Here is a 23,149-nt window from a genome sequence, read left to right on the forward strand (position 1 = left end):
CCCCACGGGTCGGGCGCCGCTGCACGTGTGCCGGCCCCGGCCGAGGAGCCGACCTTCGACCCTGTGAGACGGGCACAACGCCGCTGCCCGCGCTTGGTACTTCGCGCGATCCTGCAGGTGGAGGGGAGCGGAGAAAGGATCAGAGATGAGACAGTGGACCGTTCAGGATGTCATGACACACGACGTCGTGTCGGTCGCGCCCGACGCCTCGTACCGCGAGGTGGTCAACGTCCTGGTGGACAGTGGCGTCAGCGCGGCGCCTGTCGTCGACGCTCGCGGCCACGTCGTCGGAGTGGTGTCGGAGGCAGACCTGCTGCACAAGGTGGAAGCGGTCGGCGACGAGGCGCACCGGCGCCACTTCGCCGGCAGGCGCCGTAGTCACGCGCTGACGGTCGGTGCCGTCGCCGCCGATCTGATGACCGCGCCGGCCGTCGTCATCGCGCCCGATGCCTCGATCGCCGCGGCGGCCCGGCGGCTGGAGTCCGAACGCATCAAGCGGATGCCGGTGGTGGACGTGCAGCGTCGCCTCGTCGGCATCGTGTCGCGCCGGGACCTGCTGTGGATCCACACCAGGACGGACGCCGACGTCCGTTCCGAGATCGTCGACCACGTCCTGCTGCGCACGCTCTGGATCGACCCGGCCGCGGTCGAGGTGGATGTCGTCGACGGAGTTGTGTCGCTGGCGGGCCGCCTCGAGAGCCGCAGCCTGGCCGGCCTGGTGGCCAGCCTCGTGTCCAAGGTCGCCGGCGTCGTCGAGGTGATCGACCGGTTGGCCTGGGATCAGGACGACTCACGTGTGGTCCGTGCCGCCGGCTACCCGTTCGGCACGCCCGAGCGCCTCATGCGGCCGTCCACAAACTGACCGGCAGGGCCCGCGAAAGGGTGCGGCGGCCTCTTGCCGCCGCACCCTCGTTGGCCCGGCTCAGGCGGCTCGATCGGACGCGGACCGTGGGCCGCGATACGGCGAGCGGATGCCGGCCCTGTGCAGGATCTCGGCGACCTCTTCGTAGGTCGTCGGCGGATACTCCCGGTACAGGCGGCCGATGCTGGGCACCCACGGCTGACGGTCGACACATACGGTCTCGTCGACCTCGTCGTCCAGGCTCGCCATGGCGTCGGCCTCAGCTACCGGAACGGCGAGCACGACACGTTGCGCGCCGCGGGCTCGGACCGTGCGTACCGCGGCGAGCGCCGTGGCACCGGTGGCGACGCCGTCGTCGACGAGCAGTGCTGTGCGCCGCGCGAGCATCAGCGATGCCCGACCGGCCCGCACTGCACGCGCGCGTCGTTCGACCTCGGCTACGAGTCCTGCAACGAGCGCGCCGAACGCGCCCTCCGAGATCCAGGCGCTGCTGAGCGCTGAGTCATCGAACACCGAAATGCCGCCTTCGGCCACGGCGCCGAGCGTGACGGCGGAGACGAATGGATCCTGAATCCGCTCGACGACAACGACGTCCAACGGCAGGTCCAGCGCACGGGCCACCTCCAGCGCCACTGGAACGCCACCGCGGGTCACTCCGAGCACGACCGCATCGCAACCGCGCAGGTGGTCCAAGCGGTTGGCGAGGCGGCGGCCGGCGTCAGCCCGATCCCTGAAAGCCATCTGTCGTCACCTCCGTGTCGTCCGGACAGCTCCATCGAACGCCGGAGCACCCCGGCCTCGGCAGGGACTTTGGTCCCGGAACCGTGGTCCCGCGGCCCCGATCCGGTCCCCGGTTCCCACGTGGACATTCGCGTGCGTGCGCCTCCCGAGGGTCCTGCGCGGGAGCGGAGTGCGGCGGGGACCTCGGTCCCGTTTGGCCTGCCGGCCGGCCCGTTCGCCACGTGGCCGTCGGACCACGCCGGGTCGGGCACGTCGACCCTGGTGGAGGCCGCCGTGGCAGACCATGCTCAGAGATGAACATGGGCTGGTAGACACACGGCAACTGCCCGAGCAGGGTGGGGCGGTCCGAGGGCACGTCCCCGCGCCTACATGCGAGGTTCGACTCCTCGCCCAGCCCCGGCGCGCCGGCAGGTGGTCCCGTCACGAGCGGGACCCTGGCCTCTGCCGGTGGCCTGGGTCAGCGGTCGCACGCTGGGCGATGAGAGCACGAGGGGATCGCCATGACACACACGAAGACATCGACGGTCACGATCGTCATCGACGAACACGACGACCAACGACACACGTCCGCCGAAGCGCGGTGGCCCGCCGGTGTTGTAGAACAGCCGGATGATCGCCTGGTCGCGCAGGTCCATGAATGACCGGCTGGCGCAGGCGCCCAGCAGGGTGCGGGTCTGCTCGGCGGTGATGACCGGCACCAGCTTCTCGGGCCTCTTCGGTTGGCGGACCCTTTCCATCGGCTAGCGGCGGATCGCCTCCTCGTCGAGGGTGAGCCACTTGAAGAACTGCTGCAGGCACTTGTGCTTGTTCAGCGCGATTGACGCCGAGCGGATGTCGACCATCCACGCCTGGAAGCCCTCGATGTGGCCGCGGCCGACCAGACACGGGTCGTCGGCCGCCTCCGCGGCGTCGAACTCGTCGCACTCGGTCGCGAGGTAGCGGCCGAGCTGAGCGGCGGCGAGCAGGTAGCTGTAGCGGGTGGTCTCCGGGTGGTTGGCGGCGCGCAGGGTGCGGTCCCAGTCGCGCAGGTAGCCGGACCAGGTGGGGGACAGACCGGCGGTGATCTTACGGATGTCGATGGTCGGCATGGTCGTTTAACTCCGAGTCAAGGGGTCTGGCAGCGGCGTGCTAGACCTGACATCGATGCAGAGCTATGAAAAGAGGGCTCCCGCAAGTCGCTGACCTGCGGAAACCCTCACGCTGTCGGGACGGCGGGATTCGAACCCACGACCCCTTGACCCCCAGCTCCTGGCTGGGGGAGCGGCATACTCGGCAACGTATGCCCAGGTCGGGTGAAGCGTATACCTGCCGAGTAAAGGAGTCGCGACACCTTGACCACCTACGCGTCCGGCGGGGTTTACCGTCGACGAAGATGTCGACCAGCCCTTGGTCGGGTGGGGCCGCGGTGATCCAGTCGACGCCGGTGCCGGTGAAGGTGCAGGAGACTGAGTCGCCGTTGCGGGAGGTGGCGTGTACATCGTCCAGATGGTCGCGGAACGCGAAGTCGAGTTGCGCTGAGCCGAGCGGAAGGTCGGCGAGGTAGGCCGAGCGGACCGTCACGGTCCACCCCGACAGGGTGTAGCGGTGTCCCGCTGGAGCGCGACGCCGGCCCGGTAGACGCCGACGAACTCGCTGCCGTCGTGCATCAGCGCCACCCTCACATCGGCCGGTGCCGTGCGGTCGACGGCGCGGACGCGCAGGGTGTGGGTTCCGAGTGTCGCCTGCCACGGGTAGATCCACTGGACCCGGGTGTCGAGATTCGGTTCTGGGCGCACGACCGCCGCCTGCCGCGGGTCGTCGTCGACCTGGACCTCGAGCGCGAGAATTGCGTTGCCTTGTGCGCACGCCACACCGGCAACGACGACGCGCCTCGCACGGACACAGGTGAACGAGTCTGGCCGGTCGATGCCGGAGCTCGTCTTGAACACTTACCAGCGACGAGGGCGCTTCTCATGATCGCCGCCCGCCTCACCGACGCCGGACCACGACTCCACGGAGGCGGTGAAGAACGGTTCGGGCGACTAGGTCCGCTGGCTTACGGCGAGCGGTCGCTGCTGAAGCACGGACACCGACAGCAAGGGCTACCGGTTCGCCGACTTCATCGACCTCGTTCGACTGGAGCCGGCGGCGGCGGCAGTCGGAGCCGCGGGCTGGCCGGCAAAAGCGCACCCAGGGGGAGGAAGCGTGATCGCGGGACCGGAGGGTACCCCGGCTGGGGCCTCCGTGAGGACGGCCCGGCTGAGCTCGCCGAAGTTCCCGCCTACCGCGCCGCGGTCGAGCGGATCACACCGGACGAGACCGCGGCGTCGGCCGGTCCGCGACCGACAGCCGGAGACGACGTACCTCGCACAGAACGCAGCGTCGAACGCCTCGGCCAACACGGCCTGCTGCTGGGTGTCGCGGGGGGCATCCGTCTCCGAGTGTCGCGGTGGGAAAGCGTGGCGGAGATCGACCCAGGCGCCTCTATCGTGAAGACCGACAGGGTTTCCGGCATCTGACGGAGCGTCATGCGACCAGGCGTGTATGCGATCAGCGACCTCCACGTGGGATTCCGTGACAACCGGACGATCGTCGAAGAGCTCCGGCCGCGCCACCCCGAAGATTGGCTGCTTGTCGCCGGCGATGTCGGCGACTACGCCTCTGACGTGGCGTGGACGTTCGCTACCTTGCGGCGGAACTTTGGCACTGTTATCTGGGCGCCCGGCAACCACGAACTGTGGACGTTGCCGGACGACCCGGTGCAACTACGCGGCGTTGAGCGATACGAGCACCTGGTGAGCGTGGCCCGGCAGCTCGGTGTCCGTACACCCGAGGACCCCTACGCGGTATGGCGAGGAAGCGACGGGCCTGTCACGGTCGCGCCCCTCTTCCTCCTCTACGACTACACGTTCCGACCAGCGGGCTGCCCTGATGCCGCTTCCGCGATCGCCCGGGCCTATGCGGCCGGCGTGGTCTGCACCGACGAAGTCTTCCTGCACCCGGATCCGCACGCGACGCGGCAGGAATGGTGCGCGGAGCGGCTGAGGCTGACCGAGCAACGTCTCTCCAGGTGCGATCCGTCCATCCCGACGCTGCTTGTCAACCACTTTCCGCTCGTGCGGCAGCCGACCCTGGCTCTCCGCCATCCGGAGTTCGCGATCTGGTGTGGGACCGACCGTACCTCCGACTGGCACCTGCGTTTCGGCGCGTGTGCGGTGGTGTATGGCCACCTCCACATTCCACGAAGCACCCGCTACGACGGCGTTCCCTTCGAGGAGGTGTCGGTGGGCTATCCGTACGAATGGCGACGGCGTCACGGGGGCAGCCCTGCCGCAAAGGCGATACTTCCTCCACCGGAATAGCTGGGTGTATACAAAGTATGGAAGTCGCCTGGTCGGTCGGGTGCGCGGCACGGTCGCGGTGCTTCTTTCGCCATCCGTCGGACGACACGTAAAGCGACAACCGGCCAAAACCGCCGACGGTACGGGGTGGCCCCCGCAAACACCGGGCGGCCGACGCGGCGCAGAAGGGGTGGCCCCCGGAGGTCGACGAACCTACCGAGACCCAGCTCTAGCAGCCGATCGGTAGGTATCGATCATGCGAAATGATCAATATCTATGTGGGATAGGCGACAGTCAACCTGTTGAGTGCTGGACGAGCCGCTGTTGACCGTGCGCGATCAGTCCAATACAGTCACCAATCAATCGCGTGGCTAGTACAGCCACGCCGAGGCTTCTTCGTTCGGGGGTGCGGGAGCTGTCTGCTGCAGTCCGTCTATCTGCGGGTCGGTCGTACTCCATGTAGTCCCGGCCAACGAATCCACTGCCTTGTCGTGCGGTGCAGCGCGGCATGCGAACGCATGGTGTCCTCGACCTGACAATGGGGGAGCAAACTGTGCCCAGTTCAGACTCTGGCGAGGTTGGTGAAGCATCATCGGTCTGGCAAAGGTGGAACCGGCGGAGCTCGAGCGGTGCGTCGTTTGAGCATCCGTTCGCTTTCTGGCTGGGCATCACCATTACTACCGTCGGTGTCATCCTCCAGCTGCCGATGTACTTCATGGCCGGAATGGAGCATTACCATCTTGCCGGCATGCCGGTCACCACCGAAATGGCGATCGGCATGGTGATGTTGTTTATCGGTGTCGGGTTGACCGCTTGGGGCCTGTATCCGAAACAGGTCCCCGGCACCGCGAAGATGTCCAAGGTTCGCGTCGGCGCCCTCGATGACGCCCCCATCCGTCCCGCACACATCGCCCTCCTGCTCGTTCTCGCGGCTGCGATCACGATCGATGTCATGAAGCCGGTCAGCTTCGCCTTCCTGGCACCGGGCGCGGCAATGGAATACGGGCTCAAGAGTCCCCTCAATCCGGGTTCCGACGCGCTGCCGATCGGTCTCTACCCACTTTCCGGCATCACCGGCACGATGATCGGCTCGTTCATCTGGGGATATCTCGGAGACAGGATCGGTCGCAGGGCCTCCATTCTTCTGGCTGGCGTCATATTCATCGCGACCTCCACCTGTGGCACCATGCCGGAATACTGGATGAATTTGATCACGTGCTTCGCCATGGGCCTGGGCGTCGGCGGCATGCTGCCGATCACGTTCGCCCTCATGTCCGAAGCGGTGCCCAAGCGCCACCGGGGTTGGATGATGGTGCTCATCGGTGCCGACATCGCGGGCGCCTACATCATCGTGAGCTGGCTCTCCGCGACGCTGGCCTCGCCCGACCAGTTCGGCTGGCGAATGCTCTGGCTTATCGGCCTTCCCACGGGACTCATCCTCCTGGTCCTCAACCGGTGGATCCCCGAATCGCCGCGGTTCCTGCTCCAGCAGGGCCGTGAAGAGGAAGCCCGCGCCGTCATGCGCCGCTACGGAGCCGTGATCATCGAGGACACGGAGTCCGAGCTGGTGGTGGAGAAGAACCTGCACGGAAACTTCCGCCAGCTGTTCACCGGCCCGTTCATCGGCCTGTCCGCCGCCCTTGTCCTGCTCGCGCTCAGTATCGGCATGACCCAATACGGCTTCCAGCAGTGGATGCCCTCCAACCTGCAGAAACTCGGTTTCTCTGAGGTTGCCTCGAGCGAGCTTCTCCGCAACGCCGCACTGATCGGATTCCCGCTCAGCGTGCCCATCGCGTTGCTGTACGGGTTCTGGAGCAGCAAGAAGACCGTGATCATGGTGACGGCACTCATGGGGGCGGCGCTGGCCGCGTTCGCGACGCTGGGTGACAACGTCGTCAACAATCGAACCCTGCTCTACGTCCTGCTGGTTGTTCCGGTCTGGGGTGTGAGCATCCTGAACTCGGTCCTCGCCGCGTACTCCGCAGAGGTCTATCCGACGGTCGTCAGGGCACGAGGGAGCGGCCTGTCCGCCGGTGCCACCAAGCTCGGCGGCGTCCTGATTCTGGCTACCGTCGTGGTCGCGATCGCCGCGCCGTCTGTGCGGATCACCGCCGCGTTGGGGGTCATCCCCATGGCCTTAGCGTTGATCGTTCTGATGATCTACGGTCCGGAAACGCGCCACAAACAGCTTGAGAGCATCACGGCTGAGGAATTGAATGTGAGATCAGCGGCCGTTGGGTAAATCGACGACCGCCCGTCGGGCAGAACTGTTCGGTGGCCTTCGTGGTCGCTTCCGGGAGGCTCTGCTCGACGCTGGAATCGCTACCGTTGGCGGGACACTTGGCATCGCCGCGATCGTGGCGCTCGGTGTGGTGTTTTCCAACCCGCTGCTGATCGCACCGTTCGGGTCGACGTGCATGATGATTTTCGGCGCCCCGGAAACGCCGTTCGCCCGTCCTCGTAATGTTCTCGGCGGACACCTGATCTGCACCGCGACGGGACTGGCCGCACTTGAATGGCTGGGGGACCGGGCTTGGGTCGCGGCGATCGCTGTCGGCGTCGCGATGGGACTGATGAAGCTGACCCGCACATTTCATCCACCCGCCGGCGGCGATCCGATTGTGGTAATTCTTTCGTCGCCGGCCTGGCTGTTCGTGGTTGTGCCGGTGTTGCTCGGCTGCGTAACGCTGATCTGCGTCGCGTTCGTCTTTCACAAACTGAGTAAACGGGCATCTTATCCATTGTGGTGAACCGCGCGCGTGACGACCAGGTTTCGTCGGATCGTGGTAGCTGGTCTGCACTGCGCGGCAATGTCCGATCTGTCGCGTCGCTCGCGAGATAGCAAATCGACCAGGGACTTTGTCCACCCCGATGGACAGATCATGGACATCAATCCCGCCTCTTTCCCGATGGCGGTTTTCTCGGTTATGCTCGCGTCTGGTCCTGGGGCGATCAGCTCTGTTGGGCCGTGCGTAGTGCAGGCACCTTGTGTCGGGGGGAAGGAGCCGCTGGTGCGTAATCGCGTCGCGCTGACCTCCCAAGATAGAGATCAAACTCGGCCCCGTCATTTGTCCCGCCAAGCGGTAGGAAATGCGGAATTCAATGGCCGACACCCCCGCCGCCGAGTCGATTCGACAGGTCCGCCAGCGCTCAGTCGGAAGCCGGGCCAAGTTGTATACCGTTGCGAAATCCGGTCGCGGCGCAAGACCGCACGCGCGCTCGGCGGATCAACGACACCCAGGTCCCATGCCGCGAAGACGGCACCCGAAGGCACCACCGGGCTGATCGGCGATGGCTCACACGCGCACAGTGCTTCTAGGCCACCCGGCCAGTTGGCCCACCGATCCCGCGCCGCGCGGAGGCATGGGTCCAACCGGCGCAGGGCGCTTGGGTCACCGACCGCGCCAGCGCAACGGACGCCTCGCCATCAGCAGCCCCTGCCGCGTGGCCAACCGTGTAGACCGACGATCCGGCCGTGCTTCAGCCGCCTGATGCGCCGACAGCGGAGGTCAACCACATGACGAAAGCGTTCTCGGGCTTTTCTGACAAGCCCTTGGCCGCCGCTGCCGGTGAACCCGCACTTGACCCGACGCGGCTGGCGGAACTGGCCGCGACCCGCGGTGGCGTCCTGCCGGCGACGTCGAGATTCCTGCCGGGACTGGTCCGGCTCTGCGAAGCGTTGGAGAAGGAAGCCGCGCTGACGCCCTCTGGGCGCGTCTCGGCGCAGCGATCGCTGGTGAACGCATTGGTGACGCAGGCAGATCTGCACCGGCTGCAGAGCGGGCGCCCGCAGGTGCGGCGTCAGCCCGTCGGCCGCCCCTTGTTCATCACGGGCCTCCATCGCAGCGGAACCACATTGCTGCAGTGGCTGCTGTCCCGGCACCCGCAGGTGCGTGCTCCGCGGCTCTGGGAGCTCCTCGCGCCGTCTGCGGCCTCAGCGCCCGACGAGCTCGTCGGCGCAGCCGACGGCTACGTCCGGGACTATCATCGCGCCGCGCCGACCTTTGCGGCCATCCACCCGCTGTCGGCGACAGAACCCGAGGAGTGCCACCGGTTGCTCGGCAACGCGTTCCTCTCCGAGATCTACGCGCTGCGCTTCCATATTCCGTCCTATATGGACTGGCTGGGGTCCCAGGACCGGGAGCCGGCGTATCAGTTTCATCTCGAGCAACTACGGGCCATTCTGTGGCGGGTTCCAGGCGAGCAGGTCGTCCTGAAATGCCCGTTCCACCTGTGGCACGGTGGCGCGCTACGACGCGTCTACCCGCATGCGCGAGTCGTCCGGCTCCATCGCGACCCCGTCGAGGCGATCGCGTCAGCCTGCAGTCTGACGCGCGCGGTGCGGGCGGCCAGGTCCGACGCCGTGGATCCGCTTGCCATCGGCGATTTCTGGATCGACCGGGCCCGGTCCGGGGTCGCCCGGCTCGCCGACCTCGGGCCTACCGCCAACGGCGGCCTACCCACCTTGGACCTGCGGTACCGCGACCTCATCGCCGATCCGATCGCCGCCGTCCGCCGGGTATGCCGATTTCTGCGGCTACCACTGTCGGCGGAGATCGAGGGTCGGATACAGGCCGCATTGCGCAGCGGCCACCTACGCAAGCAAAGCGAACATACGTACCGCCTGCAGGACTTCGGACTGCGGCCCGCCCGGCTCGAAGCGATGTTCGCCGACTATCGCGTGAGCCTCGATCTCGCCAGTCGCCGAGTGCTATCACCCTGATACGAGGAGACGCCATGACGCAGCCGGCCAACCCGACGGTTCCCGCACAGCGAAACGCGGCCAACCCACCCACGAACACCGCCCCGGACCCGCTGAGTCTCGTCCGGGTCGAGGTCGACGCGGTCAACGAGCACGCGGGCGACGACCCGATCAAGATCGGCATCGTGTCGCCCATGAGTCGACCGGGCGACGCGATGGCCGGCGTGCTGGTCTCGCGCGGCGCCCGGCTGGGGGCCGAATACCTCCGCGAACACGGCGGCGTGCTCGGCGGCCGCAACGTGCGACTCATCGCCTACAACGACATGGCCACCGCGACCGAGGACGGCTTCGCCAAATCGGCCGTTGCGCAGATGGCGAAACTCGCCTTCGTCGACGACGTCATCGCCGCGCTGGGCCAATGGCACCTACGCACGACCGATCCCGTCGCCAACTTGTGCGAGGCCGTCGGGTTGCCAATGTTCGTCGAGAACGGCCACAGCACCGTCACCCGGGGACGCCGGAGCATCTTCCGCACCTACTTCTCCATCGCCGACCGCGCACCGCTGATGATGGACTGCCTCAAGGGGACCGGCGCACGCCGTGTCGCGATCCTCGCCGCGGACACCGTGTTCGGGCAGACCATGGCCAACACGCTCCAGCAAGAAGGTGAGGCACGCGGCCTGGAGTTCCTGCGCATCGACTTCGAGCAGGAGGTCGTCGTCGACTGGCGTGACGACCTGCGGCGGATCAAGGAATGGCAGCCCGACGTCTTCATCAATGGCGGACTCAACGTCATCGCCGGAGGCGGCCCGGTCGGCAACAGCTACCACATCCTCCAGCAGGCGATCGAGGTCGGGTTGCTCCCGGGCGTCGCCATGATGGTGACCTTCGGATTTCCGATGCGTTCGCTCGACTACTGGCGGATGGCCGGTGAGCCGGGCAACGGCGTGATGTGGCCGGCGACGAAGTTCCGCCCGTCCTGGCCCGAAATGACGGCGATCGGCCGCTGGTTCACCGAGCGGTTCACTGAGCGGTACGGGTTCGCGCCGCCAGACACCTGCCTGAGCGCCTTCACCGACGTGACGATCATCGGGCAAGCGCTCGACCACGCCGGCACCTACTCGCGTGCGGCTCTGCTCGACGCCTTGGAGGAAGCGGAGTTCGATACCTGGCGCGGACCCCTACGTTTCGAACGCGGCCAGCACCACAACCCACCCGAGCTGGTCATCATGCAATACCAGACGCCGAACCAGACGTTCGACGAGGCGGCGATCATCCACCCGCCGTCGCTGGCCGACAGTAAGTACCTGCCGCCGAACGTGACCGTCGAATCGGCTTAGCGGTGAGCCCTACCCGCTCGGCGGCAGGATCGGTCGCGGACACACTGGTGGCAGGCCTGCGCGCGCAGGGCGTGGACCGCGTCTTCTGTGTGGCGGGAGAGAGTTACCTGCCGATCCTCGACCGCCTCTACGACACGGCGGAAATCGAGGTCGTCACCTGCCGGCACGAGGCGTCGGCGGCGTTCGCCGCAGTGGCTGACGCCAAGCTGACCGGACACGCCGGTGTTTGCCTGGTCAGCCGCGCGCCAGGCGCGACGAACGCCGCCATCGCCGCGCACTCCGCCGCCGAGGACGCCACGCCGCTGGTGCTCATCGTCGGTGACGTCTCGACCGACGAACGGGGCCGCGACTCATTCCAGGAGATCGACTGCGGGCAGTTGTTCGGCGGATTCACCAAAGGTGTCTGGCAGTTGGCCCACCCGCCGGCGGCCGCGGAGTTCCTCGGCCGCGCCTTCCGCGTGGCTGAGTCAGGCACACCCGGCCCGGTTGTCCTGACCGTCCCGGAAGACGTCCTCTACCAACGTGATCCGGGCCCCATGTCCTTGACGCCGGTTCTAGCGGCTTCTGCCACGGTCAGGTCGGCCGACCTGGCGGCCGTCGCGTCGACGGTGCGGCGCGCACGACGACCGCTGCTGGTCGCGGGCGGGCTGCTCGGGTCCGCAAAGGCCCGCGCCACCCTTCGCGAGACCTCCGAGCGGCTGCTCCTGCCGATCCTGACCAGCAACAAGCACCAGGATCTGTTCGACAATCGCCATCCGCACTATGCCGGGCACCTGCACAACAACACTCAGGCCGGCCAGCGCGCGCTGTTCGAGCGCGCCGATGTGGTGTTGGCGGTCGGCACCCGGCTCGACGCGACGACCACTCTGGGCCACCGGTTCCCGTCCGGGTCCGTCCCCGACCAGGCGCTGATCCACGTGTATCCGGACCCGGCACGGCTGGGCGCGCGGCATCGTCCAGCAATCGCGCTCGCCGCCGATCCGGGCACCTTCCTCGGGTCACTGGCGCAAACCGACCCGCCGACCGACCCCGCCCGGGTCGATTGGATCGACGAACTGCACGCGTTCGAAGTCGAGAAAGGTCGATGGCAGCAGCACCAGGCCGACGACGGCGTGCCTTTCGGAGCGGTTATCACGGCCCTCGACGACGTGACCGGCGGCGACATCGTGGTCACCGTCGACTCCGGCACGTTCACCAGCTGGCTCTACCGCTACCTGCGGCTCACCGGCAACGCCCGGATGCTCGGCGTGACGTCCAGCGCCATGGGGTTCGGCGTGCCGGCGGCCGTGGCCGCCGCGATGCGGCTGCGGCGGCCCGTGGTCGCGGTCGTCGGCGACGGCGGATTCCTCATGACCGGCAGCGAGCTGGCGACCGCGGTGGCACACGATCTGCCGCTGATCGTGTTGATCGCCAACAACGCCAGTTACGGGACGATCCGACTACACCAGGAGCGCACCTACCCGGGCCGGGTCATCGCCACGGACCTGCGCAACCCGGACTTCGCGCGATTGGCCGAGGCGTACGGCTGTCTCGGCCTCTCCATCGCCGAAGAGGCCGACGTCGCGCCCGTCCTTCGTCGCGCGATGGGGCATGGGGGCCCGGTCGTCGTCGACGTGCGGACAAGTCTGCAGTGGATCACCGCCTACCGGCGGCTGGCACTGACCCAGCCCCTGGTCGCGGCGACCTCCCCGAGGAGTCTTTGATGCACTACCAGAACTCGTTGCTCGAGCTCATCGGGAACACACCGCTGGTGCGCCTCAAGAGGGTGGCTGCTGGGCTGCCGGCAACCGTCCTCGCCAAGGTCGAATACTTGAACCCGGGCGGCTCGGTCAAGGACCGGATCGCCGTTCGAATGGTCGAAGCCGCCGAAGCGGACGGCCGTCTGCGGCCAGGCGGCACGATCATCGAGCCGACATCGGGCAACACCGGTGTCGGCCTGGCGATCGTCGCACAGGAGAAGGGGTATCGATGCCTCTTCACCTGTCCCGACAAGGTCGCGGCCGACAAGATCAGGGTCCTGCGCGCGTACGGCGCGACCGTGGTGATCTGCCCGGCGACAGTTCCGGTCGACGATCCGCGCTCATACCGGAGCGTCGCGGCGCGACTCGAGCGGGAAACCCAGGGCGCGGTCCTGCTCGACCAGTATTCGCACCCGGAGAACCCCCGTTCGCACTATCTCGGCACCGGCCCCGAACTCTGGCGACAGACAGACGGCAGGATCACCCATTTCGTCGCCGGTATCGGCACGGGCGGAACCATCTCCGGCGCCGGCGCCTACCTCAAGAAGGTGTCGCACGGACGGGTCCGCATCATCGGAGCCGACCCCGAGGGCTCGATCTACAGCGATCCGGAGGGACCGGTCCGGCCCTACCTCCTGGAGGGGGTCGGCCAGCCCCAGTTGCCGCGCTCGTACGACCCGACGGTGCCTGACGAGATCATCCGCGTGTCCGATCACGAGGCGATCACCATGACCCGGCGCCTGGCCCGTGAGGAAGCCCTCCTCACGGGCGGTTCATGCGGAATGGCGGCCGTCGCCGCCCTCCGGGTCGCAGAGCGACTCACGCCGGACGACCTGGTCGTCGTGCTGCTGCCTGACTCCGGGCGCGGCTACCTGGCGAAGATCTTCGACGACCAGTGGGTGGCACGGCTCGGCCTCTTCGACGACCCGGCCGACACGGGTCCGCGGCTACGGGAGCTTCTACCGCTTTCCGTCGAACGGCCGCGCGCGATCGTTCTGCAGCCGGAGGTATCGCTGCTGCGGGCGGCGACCCTGCTCGACCACTACCCGGGCGGGACACACATCGTGGTCACCGCGGGAGCGCCTCCGCTGCGGCTGGCCGAAGTCGTTGGCCTCGTCGCCGCACACACGTTGCGGGATGCGCTGACCGACCCCCGCCGGTCCGCCATCGACCCGATCTCCAGCGTCGCGACCGTGCGCCCGCACGTCGGCGCCGGACAGTCCGCCTCCGCGGCCGCTTGCCACCTCGATGCCCACGACGCCGCTGTCGTGATCGAGCGAGGCTTCGTGTGTGGCGTGGTCACCGGCGACGAGCTCGACGACCTGACCCGGGCCGATACCGCTCGGACATCACGAGAAACCGCATTGGAGACGACGTGAGCACCGTCCTGGAGTACGTCGACCCCTTGGAGGGCTTTCGCGGGTGGCTCGTCTACGACGGGGGCAGCTGTCGCATAGCCGCCGGTGGCTGCCGCGTCCAACAAGGCTTGACGCGGGACACCCTGGTCTCGCTGGCGAGCCGGATGACCCTCAAAGAGCGGCTGCTGGGGATCAACGTCGACGGGGCCAAATGCGGCATCGACTACGACCCTCGTTCACCGGGTAAGGCGGCAGCGGTACGCCGGTTTCTCGCGTTCCTGCGCGAAGAGCTCGTTCACCGCTTCAGCATGGGCTCTGACATGGGCACGCGGTGGGACGAACTCGAGCGACTGGCCGCAGCGGAAGGGATCCCGTCGATCAAATACGCGGTGCGCCGGGCGCAGGAGTTCACCGACGACGAGTTCTTCGCGCGGCTGCGCACCTTGCAGGCGCCCGTCGGCGCGCTCACATTGGCCCAGCGTCGAGCAGGCCACGCGCTGGCCGAAGCGGCAGTGGGCGCCGCGCGGGCCGCCGGTCTTGGGCCGCGCGCTACCTGCGCTCTCCAGGGCTTCGGCAATCTCGGGCGGGCGGCGGCGTGCACCCTGGCCGAAGTCGGCATGACAGTGGTCGCAGTGTCCGACGAGTTCGGCTGCGTGGCCGACCACCACGGCCTCGACATCCCTGGGATGCTGGCAGCGCCGTTCGGCACACCGGTCCAAGCATCGGTGCGGCGAGGCGAACAGCTGCCGTCCACGGCGTTGTTCAAGATCCCCGCAGACATCAGCATCCTTGCCGCGACCGAAAACGCGATCTCACTGCCGCAGGTTGGGGAACTGCCGACTCCCGTGGTCGTCGTCGGCGCCAACTGCGGGCTGACTCCCGACGTCGAGGCCGCGCTCGATCGCGCCGGTGTTCTGGTCATACCCGACTTCGTCGGTGGGATCGGCGGTTCCGCGTCCGTCGAGGCCCTCTTCGGCCCCGAGCATCGGCCTACGGAGGTTCACGTACTCGGTGGGGTCACCCAGATCATGCGGCAGCTGGTCGACCATCTGATCAGCGAGGCGCGCAGGCGCGGGACATCAGCGCGTTCCGTCGCGCTGCACCTCGCGCAGACGACGATTCCCGTGCCGGACCGCCGCCCGTACGGACGCAGCCGGTTCCTGGCATGAAGCTTCAACCTATTCGCTCCAGCTCACCGGAGGACATTCCGTGTCGATGACAGCCGATCGGCCGACGACAAGCACGTGCCGCCACCCGCGCGGGCACATCACGGACTCCCGTTTTTACGGCGACCGCTTCGCTACGCCAGCCAGTAGGCGAATCTTCTGCGACATCTGTCGCAAGCAACGTTGGCTGGACATCGAGGCCGCTCTCGCTACTGTCCAGGCCGAGCTGGGCATGATCCCGGCGGCGGCCGCGGAGGGGATCGTCGCGGCGGCGAAGCTCGAATTCATCGACCTGGACGCGGTCGAGGCCGAGACGAACCGCACGGGGCACTCGCTGATCGGTTTGCTGCGGGTTCTTCAGGATGCCTGCCCGGAAGGCAGCGGCGAGTTCATTCACTTCGGGGCCACGACGCAGGACATCCAGGACACCGGACAGGTCCTCGAAATGCGCGACGTCCTCGACGATCTCGACACGACGCTGCGTGCGATCGTCCACCGCCTTGTCGAGCTCGCCGAGGAACACACCGAGACCGTGGCGGTGGGACGAACCCACGCTCGGGCAGCGCTGCCGATGGCATTCGGACTGAAGATCGCGAGCTGGCTCGACGAGGTGCTGCGACACGTCGAACGCATCGCCGACCTGCGCAACCGGGCGCTGGTCGCTCAGCTGTTCGGTGGAGCGGGCACGATGGCCGGATTCGGCGACCTAGGCCTGGTACTCGTCGAGCGGTTCGCCGACCGACTGGGCATCGGCGTGCCGACGATCGGCTGGCATGTCGCGCGCGACCGGGTTGTCGACTACGTGACGACGCTGGCGATGCTGGCCGGCACGATGGGCCGGATCGCCGAAGAGGTGCGCATCCTGGGCCGGCCCGAGTTCGGTGAGGTCTCCGAGGCGTGGCAGTACGGGAAGGTCGGCTCGAGCACGATGCCGCACAAACGCAACCCGGAACGCTGCGAGCAGACGGTGGTCATGGCGAAACTGGCGGCAGGTCAGGCGGCCGTCGCCTACGGCGCCATGGTCGGTGACCACGAACGCGACTCGCGTGCCCTGCGCGTCGAGTGGGCGTGTGTGCCCGACGTCTCGCACTATTGCCTGGCTGCCTGCGAGATCGGCCGCGAGATTCTCGAGGGTCTGACCGTGCATCCGGAGCGACTGTCGCTCAACGTGCGGGAGGTCGCCGACCAGATCGCCTCCGAGCGCCTGATGCTTGCGCTGGGCGAGCACCTCGGCAAGCAGACTGCCCACGAGCGGGTGTACGAGATCAGCCAGCGGGCGTTCGAGGTCGACAGCACGATCCGCGAGGTGTTCAGAGAGACCGAGGACCTGCGCGACATGTTGGACGACGCCACGCTCGACGCCATCTTCAATCCGTCCGGCTATCTGGGCGCCTCCACGGCGTTGACGCTGCGCGCCGTGGCCGAGGGCCGAAAGTGGTTGAGCAATCGCTAGCGCGATGCTTCGGTCAGCCGCGGCCGAGCAGGGCACCACCGTTGATCTGGATGACCTGCCCGGTCACGAACTCCGACCCGTGGCCGGCAAGGTATCGCACGACGCCGGCGACGTCGGTCGGTGTCCCACCGCGACCGATCAGACTCTGCCGCGAACGGGCTTGATGAAACTCGGGCGTCATCCGCTCCCGGTAGAACTCGGTGTCGCCGATATAGCCGGGCGCGACCACGTTCACCGTGATGCCGTCGGGGCCTAGCTGGGTGGCGAGCTCCGCCGACCACGGGTGCAGCGCTGCCTTCGCGGCGCCGTACGAAGCGTTGCCGCGGAAGGCGGCGATCGACGTGATCGTGATGATCCGTCCGCCACCACCCCGACGCAGGTGTGGCAGCAAAGCGTGCGTAAGGAGAACCGTTGGAAGAACGTTCGACCGATAGTTGGTGACATACTGCTCGCTGAGCTGCGTGAGATCATCGGCGCCGTGGGGTGCGAAGTTCCCGCCGGCGTTGTTGACGAGGACGTCGACGACGCCGTGGGCGGTCGCGGCCTCGGCTGCGGCGTATTCCACGGCTTTCGGGTCCGTCAGGTCGGCCACCACCGGACGCACTCGTGGTTCACCGATCCGCTCGTTGATGGCCTCGGCGGCGGCGGTGAGCACCTGGGAGCGTCGGCCGATGATGACCACATCGTCGTCGTCAGCCAAGGCGTCCGCGATGGCATAACCGATGCCGGTGCCACCTCCGGAGATCACGACCAGCCGGCGTCCCATCTCATAAGCAGCCGTCACGCTTACGGTCCTCCGTCGTTTTCTCACTCACCGCGTGGTCCCTCATCGTATCGGAAATCCATTGATAACAAACACATCGACGAGCGCCACCGGGGCGCCGGGATCGGCGATACTGTTCACATGAGACTCTCCGCGCGGGTCGACTACGCCATCCGCGCGGTCGTCGAGCTTGCCGCTCGGACAGATCCTGACGCTGCCCCGACCGGCGCGGCACTTCAGCCCTCGGTAAGGGCCAGCGAACTCGCCGCCATTCAGGACATCTCACCGAAGTACCTCGAGGGCATTCTGCTCAGCCTCCGCCAAGGCGGCGTCGTAGCGGCCAGGCGCGGCTCGGTCGGCGGCTACCGGCTGGCCCGACCGGCCAAGGACATCTCGCTCGCCGACATCATCCGCATCGTCGATGGTCCGCTGACGAACATCCGTGGCTTCCGGCCCGAGCAGCTTGACTACGTCGGGCCGGCAGCCACACTGCAGATGGTCTGGATCGCGCTGCGGGCCCGCGAACGGCAGATCCTCGAGGGTGTCACCGTGGCGGAGATCGTCCGCAACGACCTACCCGAGCGGGTGCGATCATTGACGCGCGACCCGCGCGCGTGGCATTAGTCAGTAGGATGACCCGGTGCAGCGTCACAGTCCGGTCGACACCACGGTCGATGCCTCGTTGCGGCTTCCGTTCGCCCCGGCGGATTACATCCAGCCTCTGACCGACGCCATGGCCGGCTTCGCGGCGATCGCCGCGACCACCGACCTCGATGCCCCCATCGCGCTCAACAAGAAATGGGCACTGGCTGGCCTTGTCCGCCACCTCGGCGGCATTCACCGGTGGGCCGCCGCGATCGTCGAGACAGGCAAGCGCGTCAGCGGCGCTCCGAAACCGCCGCTGGGCGCGGATTTAGCCCGGTGGTACCAGGAGAGTGCCGAAGCCCTCAGCTCCGCCATCGCCAAGAGCCGACCCGACTCGACGTGCTGGAACTTCACGAAAGACCCGCGCGTCACCGCGTTCTGGTACCGGCGCCAGCTCCACGAGACGATCATCCACGGGCGTGACGCCGACGCCGCGACCGGGACGATCCGCGCGATCCCGCTCGGCGTGGCCGCGGACGGGGTCGACGAGGTCTTCACGGTCATGCTGCCCACCGTTCGCAGATGGGGAACGAAGCTGCCGCCCCGGCTCACCGGTCCGGTTCTCGTCCACGCAACAGATTCCGGGCATCGTTGGCTGTTGACGCCCACCGACGACGTTCACCCCGCCGTGAAACGCCAACCCGGCGCGACCGTGCTTGCAGACGCTACGGTCAGGGCCACCGCCGACTCACTGCTCATGGCGCTGTGGGGGCGTGCGACCGTCGCCGAGGCGGACGTCACCGTCGACGGCGACGTCGAAATGGCGCGGGCGTTCCTGGACGCCCGCCTCACCCCCTGACGATCGTCAGTCGACGTCCACACCACGTATCCATAGCTCGCCGCTGGACAGCGCGAACACCGCGGCCTCCGGCCGCGGGTCGAGCGGATGGCGTAGCGACGAGACCGGGTCGGGAGACACGCCGTTCTGCCGCGCCAGCGTGCTCAACGTCGTGCCCGGTCCGACCTCGAGAAGCACCACCTGCCCGGCGCCGGTGGCGGCCGCCAGACCATCCGCGAACCGCACCGGCGAGCGCAGGTGGTGCGTCCAGTACGACGGATCGATGGCCTCGGCACTGCTGAGCCACCCTCCACTCAGGTTCGACACGACCGGGATCGACGGCGGTCGCGTGCGGATACTGCGGGCCAGTCGGTCGAACTCGTCGAGCACGTCCTCGATAAGCTCGGAGTGCGCCGCGGCCCCAAAACGCAGCCGCCGCACGGTTACCTCTCGTTGGGCGAGATCCAGCTCCAGCGCCCGGACCGCTTCGACGTGGCCAGACACTACGCATTGGGTCGGTGAGTTGATGGCGGCCACCGAGACTCCCGGCCGCATCAGGGGTTCGAGCCCCGCGTGCCCCAACTGGACGATGAGCATCTCACCACTTGGTAAGCCGTCCATGAGCTGCGCGCGCAACGCGACCAGCCGCACGGCATCACCGAGCTCGAGAACCCCGGCGAGCGTGGCTGCGACGTACTCGCCGAGGGAATGGCCGATCAACAACGATGGCCGCAGCCCGCGCGCCAACCACACCTGGGCCAACGCGTACGATGTCGCGAACAACGAGCCGAGGCCTAGCGGTGGCCGTTCCATCGCGCTCAGCGCCACGTCAGGGTCGAGGCACGCGTGGACATCGAGGTCCAACGCGTCTCGGAAGCGGCGGGCACAGTCGTCGAAGTGGCCACGGAACACCGGCTCGCGTTCGTACAGTTGGGTGGCCATGCCGGCATGCTGTGCACCGCCGCCGGGGAACATGAAGCCGATCCGGTCGGGCGCCGGCCGCGGCGCCTCCGCGGTGCGCACGAACCGGGAGGGCTGCTTGCGCAACGTCGTAACCGCGTCGTCGACGGTCTGGCAGAGCACCACCCGTCGATGCCGCTGGCTGTCTGCCGGCCGCCGCAGGTCGGCGAACGAGGCATTGGGCTTCCGCAGCCGTTCGTACGCCTCCGTGGTGGCACGCTCCAGCTCTTCAGCGTCATCACCCGCCAGGCGCAGCACGTGCCAGCTGTCGGCTGCCATTCGCCCGAACCTACTTCATGTCCGCGGGTTGGTTTCCCACGCTGGTCACGAGGGCGTCAACGTAGCGGCGCAGCAACCGCTCGTCGGGGCCGCCGGCTTCGACCCGCTCGAAGCCCTTGTCCACCTCGGCCGACGGCGCGGGCAAATCTGTCCGCGAGCCGGTTGCCAGGATGCCCTTCATCAGCTCGAGCTGGTCCGGGAAGCGCGCGGCGATGTGGTCCATGAATTCCGCACGTGGTAGCACCGGCAATCCCGCCCGCTCCGCCAGCAACGCGATGACCTCGTTCACGCGCACCCGGGTCGGTGGGTCGATCGTGAACAACCCCCCATCGCTGCGGCGCGACGCGCTGGCCACCAGTGCCCGCGCACCCAGGTCCGCCGGCACCCACTCTTCTTCGAACCGCAGGTCGGCCGCTACACCCATGGCCAGGAATCGGCGCAGCAGCCCCATCACCGCATCTCGGTCGTTGCTCAGGCCGGTCCGGGAGTCGCCGGCGATCCGCGGAAGCCGGAACACCGACGCCGGCGCACCACGGTCGCGTGCGGCAACGACCAACCGCTCCGCGGCCCATTTTGACGCCGCGTAGCCGGGCAGGGAGGGGTCGCGGTGCTCGCCGAGGCGGGCCGAGACCGTCGACACCAGCAACAGCTCCTTGAGTTGGCCGGTGGTCGCCAGCTCGATGATCCGGCGGGTGCCGTCGACGTTGGCCCCTTCGAGCCCTTCGTACGGGAACAGAATGTCAACGTGTGCGCCTGAGTGGACGATGACGTCCAGTTGCGCGGCCAGCCGCGCGAACTCGTCCTCGCTCAGACCCAGCCGCTGCCTGGTGAGGTCCCCCTCCCGAACGCGGACCCGTTCGGCCAGGTCGTCCCGGTGGCGACCGAACCGGGCGAGGTTGGCAATGACACGGTCGGCGGCGCGCTGACCCCGCACCGGCCGCACGAGGCAGGTCACTGTGCCGTCGGTGCCGGACAGGAGCTCGTCGAGCAGGAAGGCGCCGAAGTAGCCGGTCGCACCGGTGAGCAGGATGTGCTGGAACCGGGTCGGCGCCCGGGGCGGCAACGCGGCGGGGGATGCCGTCTCGCGCACGGCGGCAACGGCTTTCGACGTGGTCGTGCCGGCCGATTCGTCCAACGCTGCCGCGAGATCACGAATCGTAGGTTTCGTATAGAGCAACGTCAGCGCGACATCGCGACCGGTTACCTCGCGGAGGGCGAGGACGGTGCGGGCGGCTTGGAGGGATGTGCCGCCGAGGGCGAAGAAGTTGTCGTCGACGCTGATGTTGGGCAGGCCGAGGGTTTCGGTGAAGGTGTCGGTGATGGTTTGTTCGGTGGGGGTTCGTGGGGTGATGGGGGTGCGGGTGGTGGTGTGTTGTTCGGGGTGGGGTAGGGCGTTGCGGTCGATTTTGCCGATGGTGGTGAGGGGGAGTTTGGGGAGGGTGACGAAGATGTTGGGGATCATGTAGCGGGGGAGGTGTTCGGCGAGATGGGTGCGTAGGTCGGTGGTGTTGATGGTGCCGTTGGTGGGGACGATGTAGCCGACGAGTTGTTTGTTTCCGGGGGTGTCTTCGCGGACGGTGACGGCGGCTGCGGTGATGTGGGGGTGGGTGGTGAGGGTGGATTCGATTTCTTCGAGTTCGATGCGCAGGCCGTTGAGTTTGATTTGGGTGTCGATGCGGCCGAGGAACTCGATGGTGCCGGTTTCGTTCCAGACGCCGAGGTCGCCGGTGCGGTAGAGGCGTTGGTTGGGGTTCAGTGGGTCGGGGATGAATTTTTCGGCGGTGAGTTCGGGGAGGTTGAGGTAGCCGCGGGCGAGGCCGGCGGCGCCGACGACGACTTCGCCGGGGATGCCGACGGGGCAGAGGTTGTCCCATTGGTCGAAGACGTAGGCGACGCGGCGGGGCATGGGGCGGCCGATGGGTGGTTGTTCGGTCCAGGTGCGGTGTTCGCATTCGTGGTAGATGCAGCCGACGGCGGCTTCGGTGGGGCCGTAGCCGTTGATGAATCGTCGTGGGGCGGTGTTCCAGCGGTTGACGAGGTCGGGTGGGACGGCTTCGCCGCCGGCGATCATGTAGGTGAGTTCGGGGTAGGGGTGTGGGGGGATGGCGCCGAGGACGGCGGGTGGGCCGCCGAGGTAGTTGATGTGTTCGTCGAGGAGTAGGTCGCCGAGGGCGGGTGGGGACAGGCGGGCTTCTTCGGGGACGAACACGAGGGTGGCGCCGGAGACCAGGCCGGTGAAGATCTCACCGACGGCGAAGTCGAAGATCATGGCCATGTGGTGGGCCATGCGGGTTCCTGGTCCGAAGTGGAACAGGTTGCGTAGCCAGATGGTGAAGGTGGTCAGGGCGTGGTGTTCGATCATCACGCCTTTGGGTTTGCCGGTGGAGCCTGAGGTGTAGAGGACGTAGGCGAGGCTGTTCTCGTCGGCGAGTTCGGGTAGTGGCTCGGCGGCGGCGTGTTCGATGGTCGCCCAGTCTGTGTCCATGCGCAGTGGGCTCCAGCCGTCGGGTTCTGGGAGTCTGGGCTGGAGTGTCGAGGTGGTCAGGACGACTTTGGCGGCGGTGTCGGACAGGACGAACGCGAGTCGTTGTTGGGGATGGGAGGTGTCCATGACGACGAAGGCGGCGCCGGTCTTGAGGACGCCGACGAGGGCGACGAGCAGGTCGAAGCCGCGTTCGAGGCCGACGGCGACGACGTCTTGGTGGCCGACGCCGAGCTGGCGCAGGTGGCGGGCGAGGATCCCGGCGCGGTTGTCGAGCTCGCCATAGGTCAGTTCGGCGCCCTGGAATCGGGCCGCGACGACGTCTGGATGGATCGCGGCGATCTGGGTGTGGACCGGGTCGGTGGTCTGCTCGACGTGCTGGCCCTGCCAGTCGGACAGCATCCGGTCGCGTTCCTCACCGACGACCAGTGGCACCTGCGAGACCCGGGTGCTGGGATCGGCTACCGCGGCCCGCAGCACCAGCTCCAGATGCGACATCAGGCGGTGGACCCTGGAACGGTCGAACAGATCCGTCGCGAACTCCACCCGAAACTGCAAACC

19 protein-coding genes are annotated in these 23,149 nt (G+C 67.6%); 12 read left to right on the top strand and 7 right to left on the bottom strand.

Going from position 1 to position 23,149, the window contains the following annotated elements; all coding sequences use genetic code 11:
* The first annotated feature begins 172 nt into the window (after nucleotides 1-172).
* Entirely contained in the window at nucleotides 173-862 is a 690-nt protein-coding gene (locus tag CHC05_RS27175; RefSeq protein ID WP_245871240.1) for a CBS domain-containing protein, read from the top strand.
* Nucleotides 863-922: 60 nt separating this feature from the next.
* Here the strand turns inward: CHC05_RS27175 and CHC05_RS27180 are convergent, their stop codons facing one another.
* The 4 genes from CHC05_RS27180 to CHC05_RS42730 all read right to left on the bottom strand — a co-directional run bounded on the left by CHC05_RS27180 (nucleotide 923) and on the right by CHC05_RS42730 (nucleotide 3,453).
* Nucleotides 923-1,603: a phosphoribosyltransferase gene (locus CHC05_RS27180; protein ID WP_089253403.1), complete on the bottom strand. Its 681-nt coding sequence runs from the start codon at nucleotides 1,601-1,603 to the stop codon at nucleotides 923-925.
* A gap of 365 nt (nucleotides 1,604-1,968) precedes the next feature.
* On the bottom strand, nucleotides 1,969-2,301 hold the full coding sequence (locus CHC05_RS42720) for a hypothetical protein (RefSeq protein ID WP_245871241.1): 333 nt from the start codon (nucleotides 2,299-2,301) through the stop codon (nucleotides 1,969-1,971).
* A gap of 42 nt (nucleotides 2,302-2,343) precedes the next feature.
* Nucleotides 2,344-2,691: a phage integrase N-terminal SAM-like domain-containing protein gene (locus CHC05_RS42725; protein ID WP_245871242.1), complete on the bottom strand. Its 348-nt coding sequence runs from the start codon at nucleotides 2,689-2,691 to the stop codon at nucleotides 2,344-2,346.
* Between the two features lie 468 nt (nucleotides 2,692-3,159).
* Complete coding sequence (locus CHC05_RS42730) at nucleotides 3,160-3,453, bottom strand: molybdopterin-binding protein (RefSeq protein ID WP_245871243.1); 294 nt, start codon at nucleotides 3,451-3,453, stop codon at nucleotides 3,160-3,162.
* Between the two features lie 657 nt (nucleotides 3,454-4,110).
* Here CHC05_RS42730 and CHC05_RS27195 point away from each other — a divergent pair.
* From CHC05_RS27195 to CHC05_RS27235, 9 genes are all read left to right on the top strand, one after another.
* Nucleotides 4,111-4,944, top strand: coding sequence for a metallophosphoesterase family protein (locus tag CHC05_RS27195; RefSeq protein ID WP_089253404.1), 834 nt, complete (start codon nucleotides 4,111-4,113; stop codon nucleotides 4,942-4,944).
* A 532-nt stretch (nucleotides 4,945-5,476) separates the two neighbouring features.
* Nucleotides 5,477-7,165: an MFS transporter gene (locus CHC05_RS27200; RefSeq protein WP_179266398.1), complete on the top strand. Its 1,689-nt coding sequence runs from the start codon at nucleotides 5,477-5,479 to the stop codon at nucleotides 7,163-7,165.
* Entirely contained in the window at nucleotides 7,158-7,673 is a 516-nt protein-coding gene (locus CHC05_RS27205; protein ID WP_144022793.1) for an HPP family protein, read from the top strand. Before CHC05_RS27200 ends, CHC05_RS27205 begins: the two co-directional genes overlap by 8 nt.
* A 767-nt stretch (nucleotides 7,674-8,440) precedes the next feature.
* The gene (locus CHC05_RS27210) at nucleotides 8,441-9,646 is read left to right on the top strand and encodes a sulfotransferase family protein (RefSeq protein WP_089253407.1); all 1,206 of its coding nucleotides are present in this window, start codon (nucleotides 8,441-8,443) and stop codon (nucleotides 9,644-9,646) included.
* Nucleotides 9,647-9,660: 14 nt separating this feature from the next.
* Nucleotides 9,661-10,965 carry an ABC transporter substrate-binding protein gene (locus CHC05_RS27215; RefSeq protein ID WP_245871244.1) on the top strand — a complete coding sequence of 435 codons (1,305 nt, stop codon included), beginning with the start codon at nucleotides 9,661-9,663 and terminating at the stop codon, nucleotides 10,963-10,965.
* A 2-nt stretch (nucleotides 10,966-10,967) separates the two neighbouring features.
* On the top strand, nucleotides 10,968-12,668 hold the full coding sequence (locus CHC05_RS27220) for a thiamine pyrophosphate-dependent enzyme (protein WP_179266399.1): 1,701 nt from the start codon (nucleotides 10,968-10,970) through the stop codon (nucleotides 12,666-12,668).
* Complete coding sequence (locus CHC05_RS27225; RefSeq protein ID WP_089253409.1) at nucleotides 12,668-14,083, top strand: pyridoxal-phosphate dependent enzyme; 1,416 nt, start codon at nucleotides 12,668-12,670, stop codon at nucleotides 14,081-14,083. Before CHC05_RS27220 ends, CHC05_RS27225 begins: the two co-directional genes overlap by 1 nt.
* Nucleotides 14,080-15,231: a Glu/Leu/Phe/Val dehydrogenase dimerization domain-containing protein gene (locus tag CHC05_RS27230; RefSeq protein ID WP_089253410.1), complete on the top strand. Its 1,152-nt coding sequence runs from the start codon at nucleotides 14,080-14,082 to the stop codon at nucleotides 15,229-15,231. Before CHC05_RS27225 ends, CHC05_RS27230 begins: the two co-directional genes overlap by 4 nt.
* A gap of 46 nt (nucleotides 15,232-15,277) precedes the next feature.
* Nucleotides 15,278-16,681, top strand: a complete 1,404-nt coding sequence (locus tag CHC05_RS27235; protein WP_089253444.1) for a class-II fumarase/aspartase family protein — start codon at nucleotides 15,278-15,280, stop codon at nucleotides 16,679-16,681.
* A 13-nt stretch (nucleotides 16,682-16,694) separates the two neighbouring features.
* On the opposite strand, the gene CHC05_RS27240 is transcribed toward CHC05_RS27235, so the two are convergent.
* On the bottom strand, nucleotides 16,695-17,447 hold the full coding sequence (locus CHC05_RS27240) for an SDR family NAD(P)-dependent oxidoreductase (RefSeq protein ID WP_089253411.1): 753 nt from the start codon (nucleotides 17,445-17,447) through the stop codon (nucleotides 16,695-16,697).
* A gap of 138 nt (nucleotides 17,448-17,585) precedes the next feature.
* Here CHC05_RS27240 and CHC05_RS27245 point away from each other — a divergent pair, with 138 nt between their 5' ends.
* Together CHC05_RS27245 and CHC05_RS27250 are read left to right on the top strand one after the other, a co-directional pair.
* Entirely contained in the window at nucleotides 17,586-18,068 is a 483-nt protein-coding gene (locus CHC05_RS27245; RefSeq protein ID WP_089253412.1) for an RrF2 family transcriptional regulator, read from the top strand.
* A 58-nt stretch (nucleotides 18,069-18,126) separates the two neighbouring features.
* Complete coding sequence (locus tag CHC05_RS27250; RefSeq protein WP_144022794.1) at nucleotides 18,127-18,888, top strand: maleylpyruvate isomerase N-terminal domain-containing protein; 762 nt, start codon at nucleotides 18,127-18,129, stop codon at nucleotides 18,886-18,888.
* Between the two features lie 6 nt (nucleotides 18,889-18,894).
* Here the strand turns inward: CHC05_RS27250 and CHC05_RS27255 are convergent, their stop codons facing one another.
* Nucleotides 18,895-20,106 carry an acyltransferase domain-containing protein gene (locus tag CHC05_RS27255; RefSeq protein WP_089253414.1) on the bottom strand — a complete coding sequence of 404 codons (1,212 nt, stop codon included), beginning with the start codon at nucleotides 20,104-20,106 and terminating at the stop codon, nucleotides 18,895-18,897.
* Nucleotides 20,107-20,116: 10 nt separating this feature from the next.
* The coding region (locus CHC05_RS27260; protein ID WP_144022795.1) for a non-ribosomal peptide synthetase at nucleotides 20,117-23,149 on the bottom strand (3,033 nt) is incomplete at its 5' end.

Source organism: Asanoa hainanensis, assembly GCF_900188485.1.
Taxonomy (GTDB): Bacteria; Actinomycetota; Actinomycetes; order Mycobacteriales; family Micromonosporaceae; genus Asanoa; species Asanoa hainanensis.

Coding starts and splice junctions, on each gene's coding strand:
- CHC05_RS27175 (WP_245871240.1), top strand. CDS start 173: ATGACACACGACGTCGTGTCGGTCGCGCCCGACGCCTCGTACCGCGAG.
- CHC05_RS27180 (WP_089253403.1), bottom strand. CDS start 1,603: ATGGCTTTCAGGGATCGGGCTGACGCCGGCCGCCGCCTCGCCAACCGC.
- CHC05_RS42725 (WP_245871242.1), bottom strand. CDS start 2,691: ATGCCGACCATCGACATCCGTAAGATCACCGCCGGTCTGTCCCCCACC.
- CHC05_RS27195 (WP_089253404.1), top strand. CDS start 4,111: ATGCGACCAGGCGTGTATGCGATCAGCGACCTCCACGTGGGATTCCGT.
- CHC05_RS27210 (WP_089253407.1), top strand. CDS start 8,441: ATGACGAAAGCGTTCTCGGGCTTTTCTGACAAGCCCTTGGCCGCCGCT.
- CHC05_RS27215 (WP_245871244.1), top strand. CDS start 9,661: ATGACGCAGCCGGCCAACCCGACGGTTCCCGCACAGCGAAACGCGGCC.
- CHC05_RS27225 (WP_089253409.1), top strand. CDS start 12,668: ATGCACTACCAGAACTCGTTGCTCGAGCTCATCGGGAACACACCGCTG.
- CHC05_RS27235 (WP_089253444.1), top strand. CDS start 15,278: ATGACAGCCGATCGGCCGACGACAAGCACGTGCCGCCACCCGCGCGGG.
- CHC05_RS27240 (WP_089253411.1), bottom strand. CDS start 17,447: ATGGGACGCCGGCTGGTCGTGATCTCCGGAGGTGGCACCGGCATCGGT.
- CHC05_RS27245 (WP_089253412.1), top strand. CDS start 17,586: ATGAGACTCTCCGCGCGGGTCGACTACGCCATCCGCGCGGTCGTCGAG.
- CHC05_RS27255 (WP_089253414.1), bottom strand. CDS start 20,106: ATGGCAGCCGACAGCTGGCACGTGCTGCGCCTGGCGGGTGATGACGCT.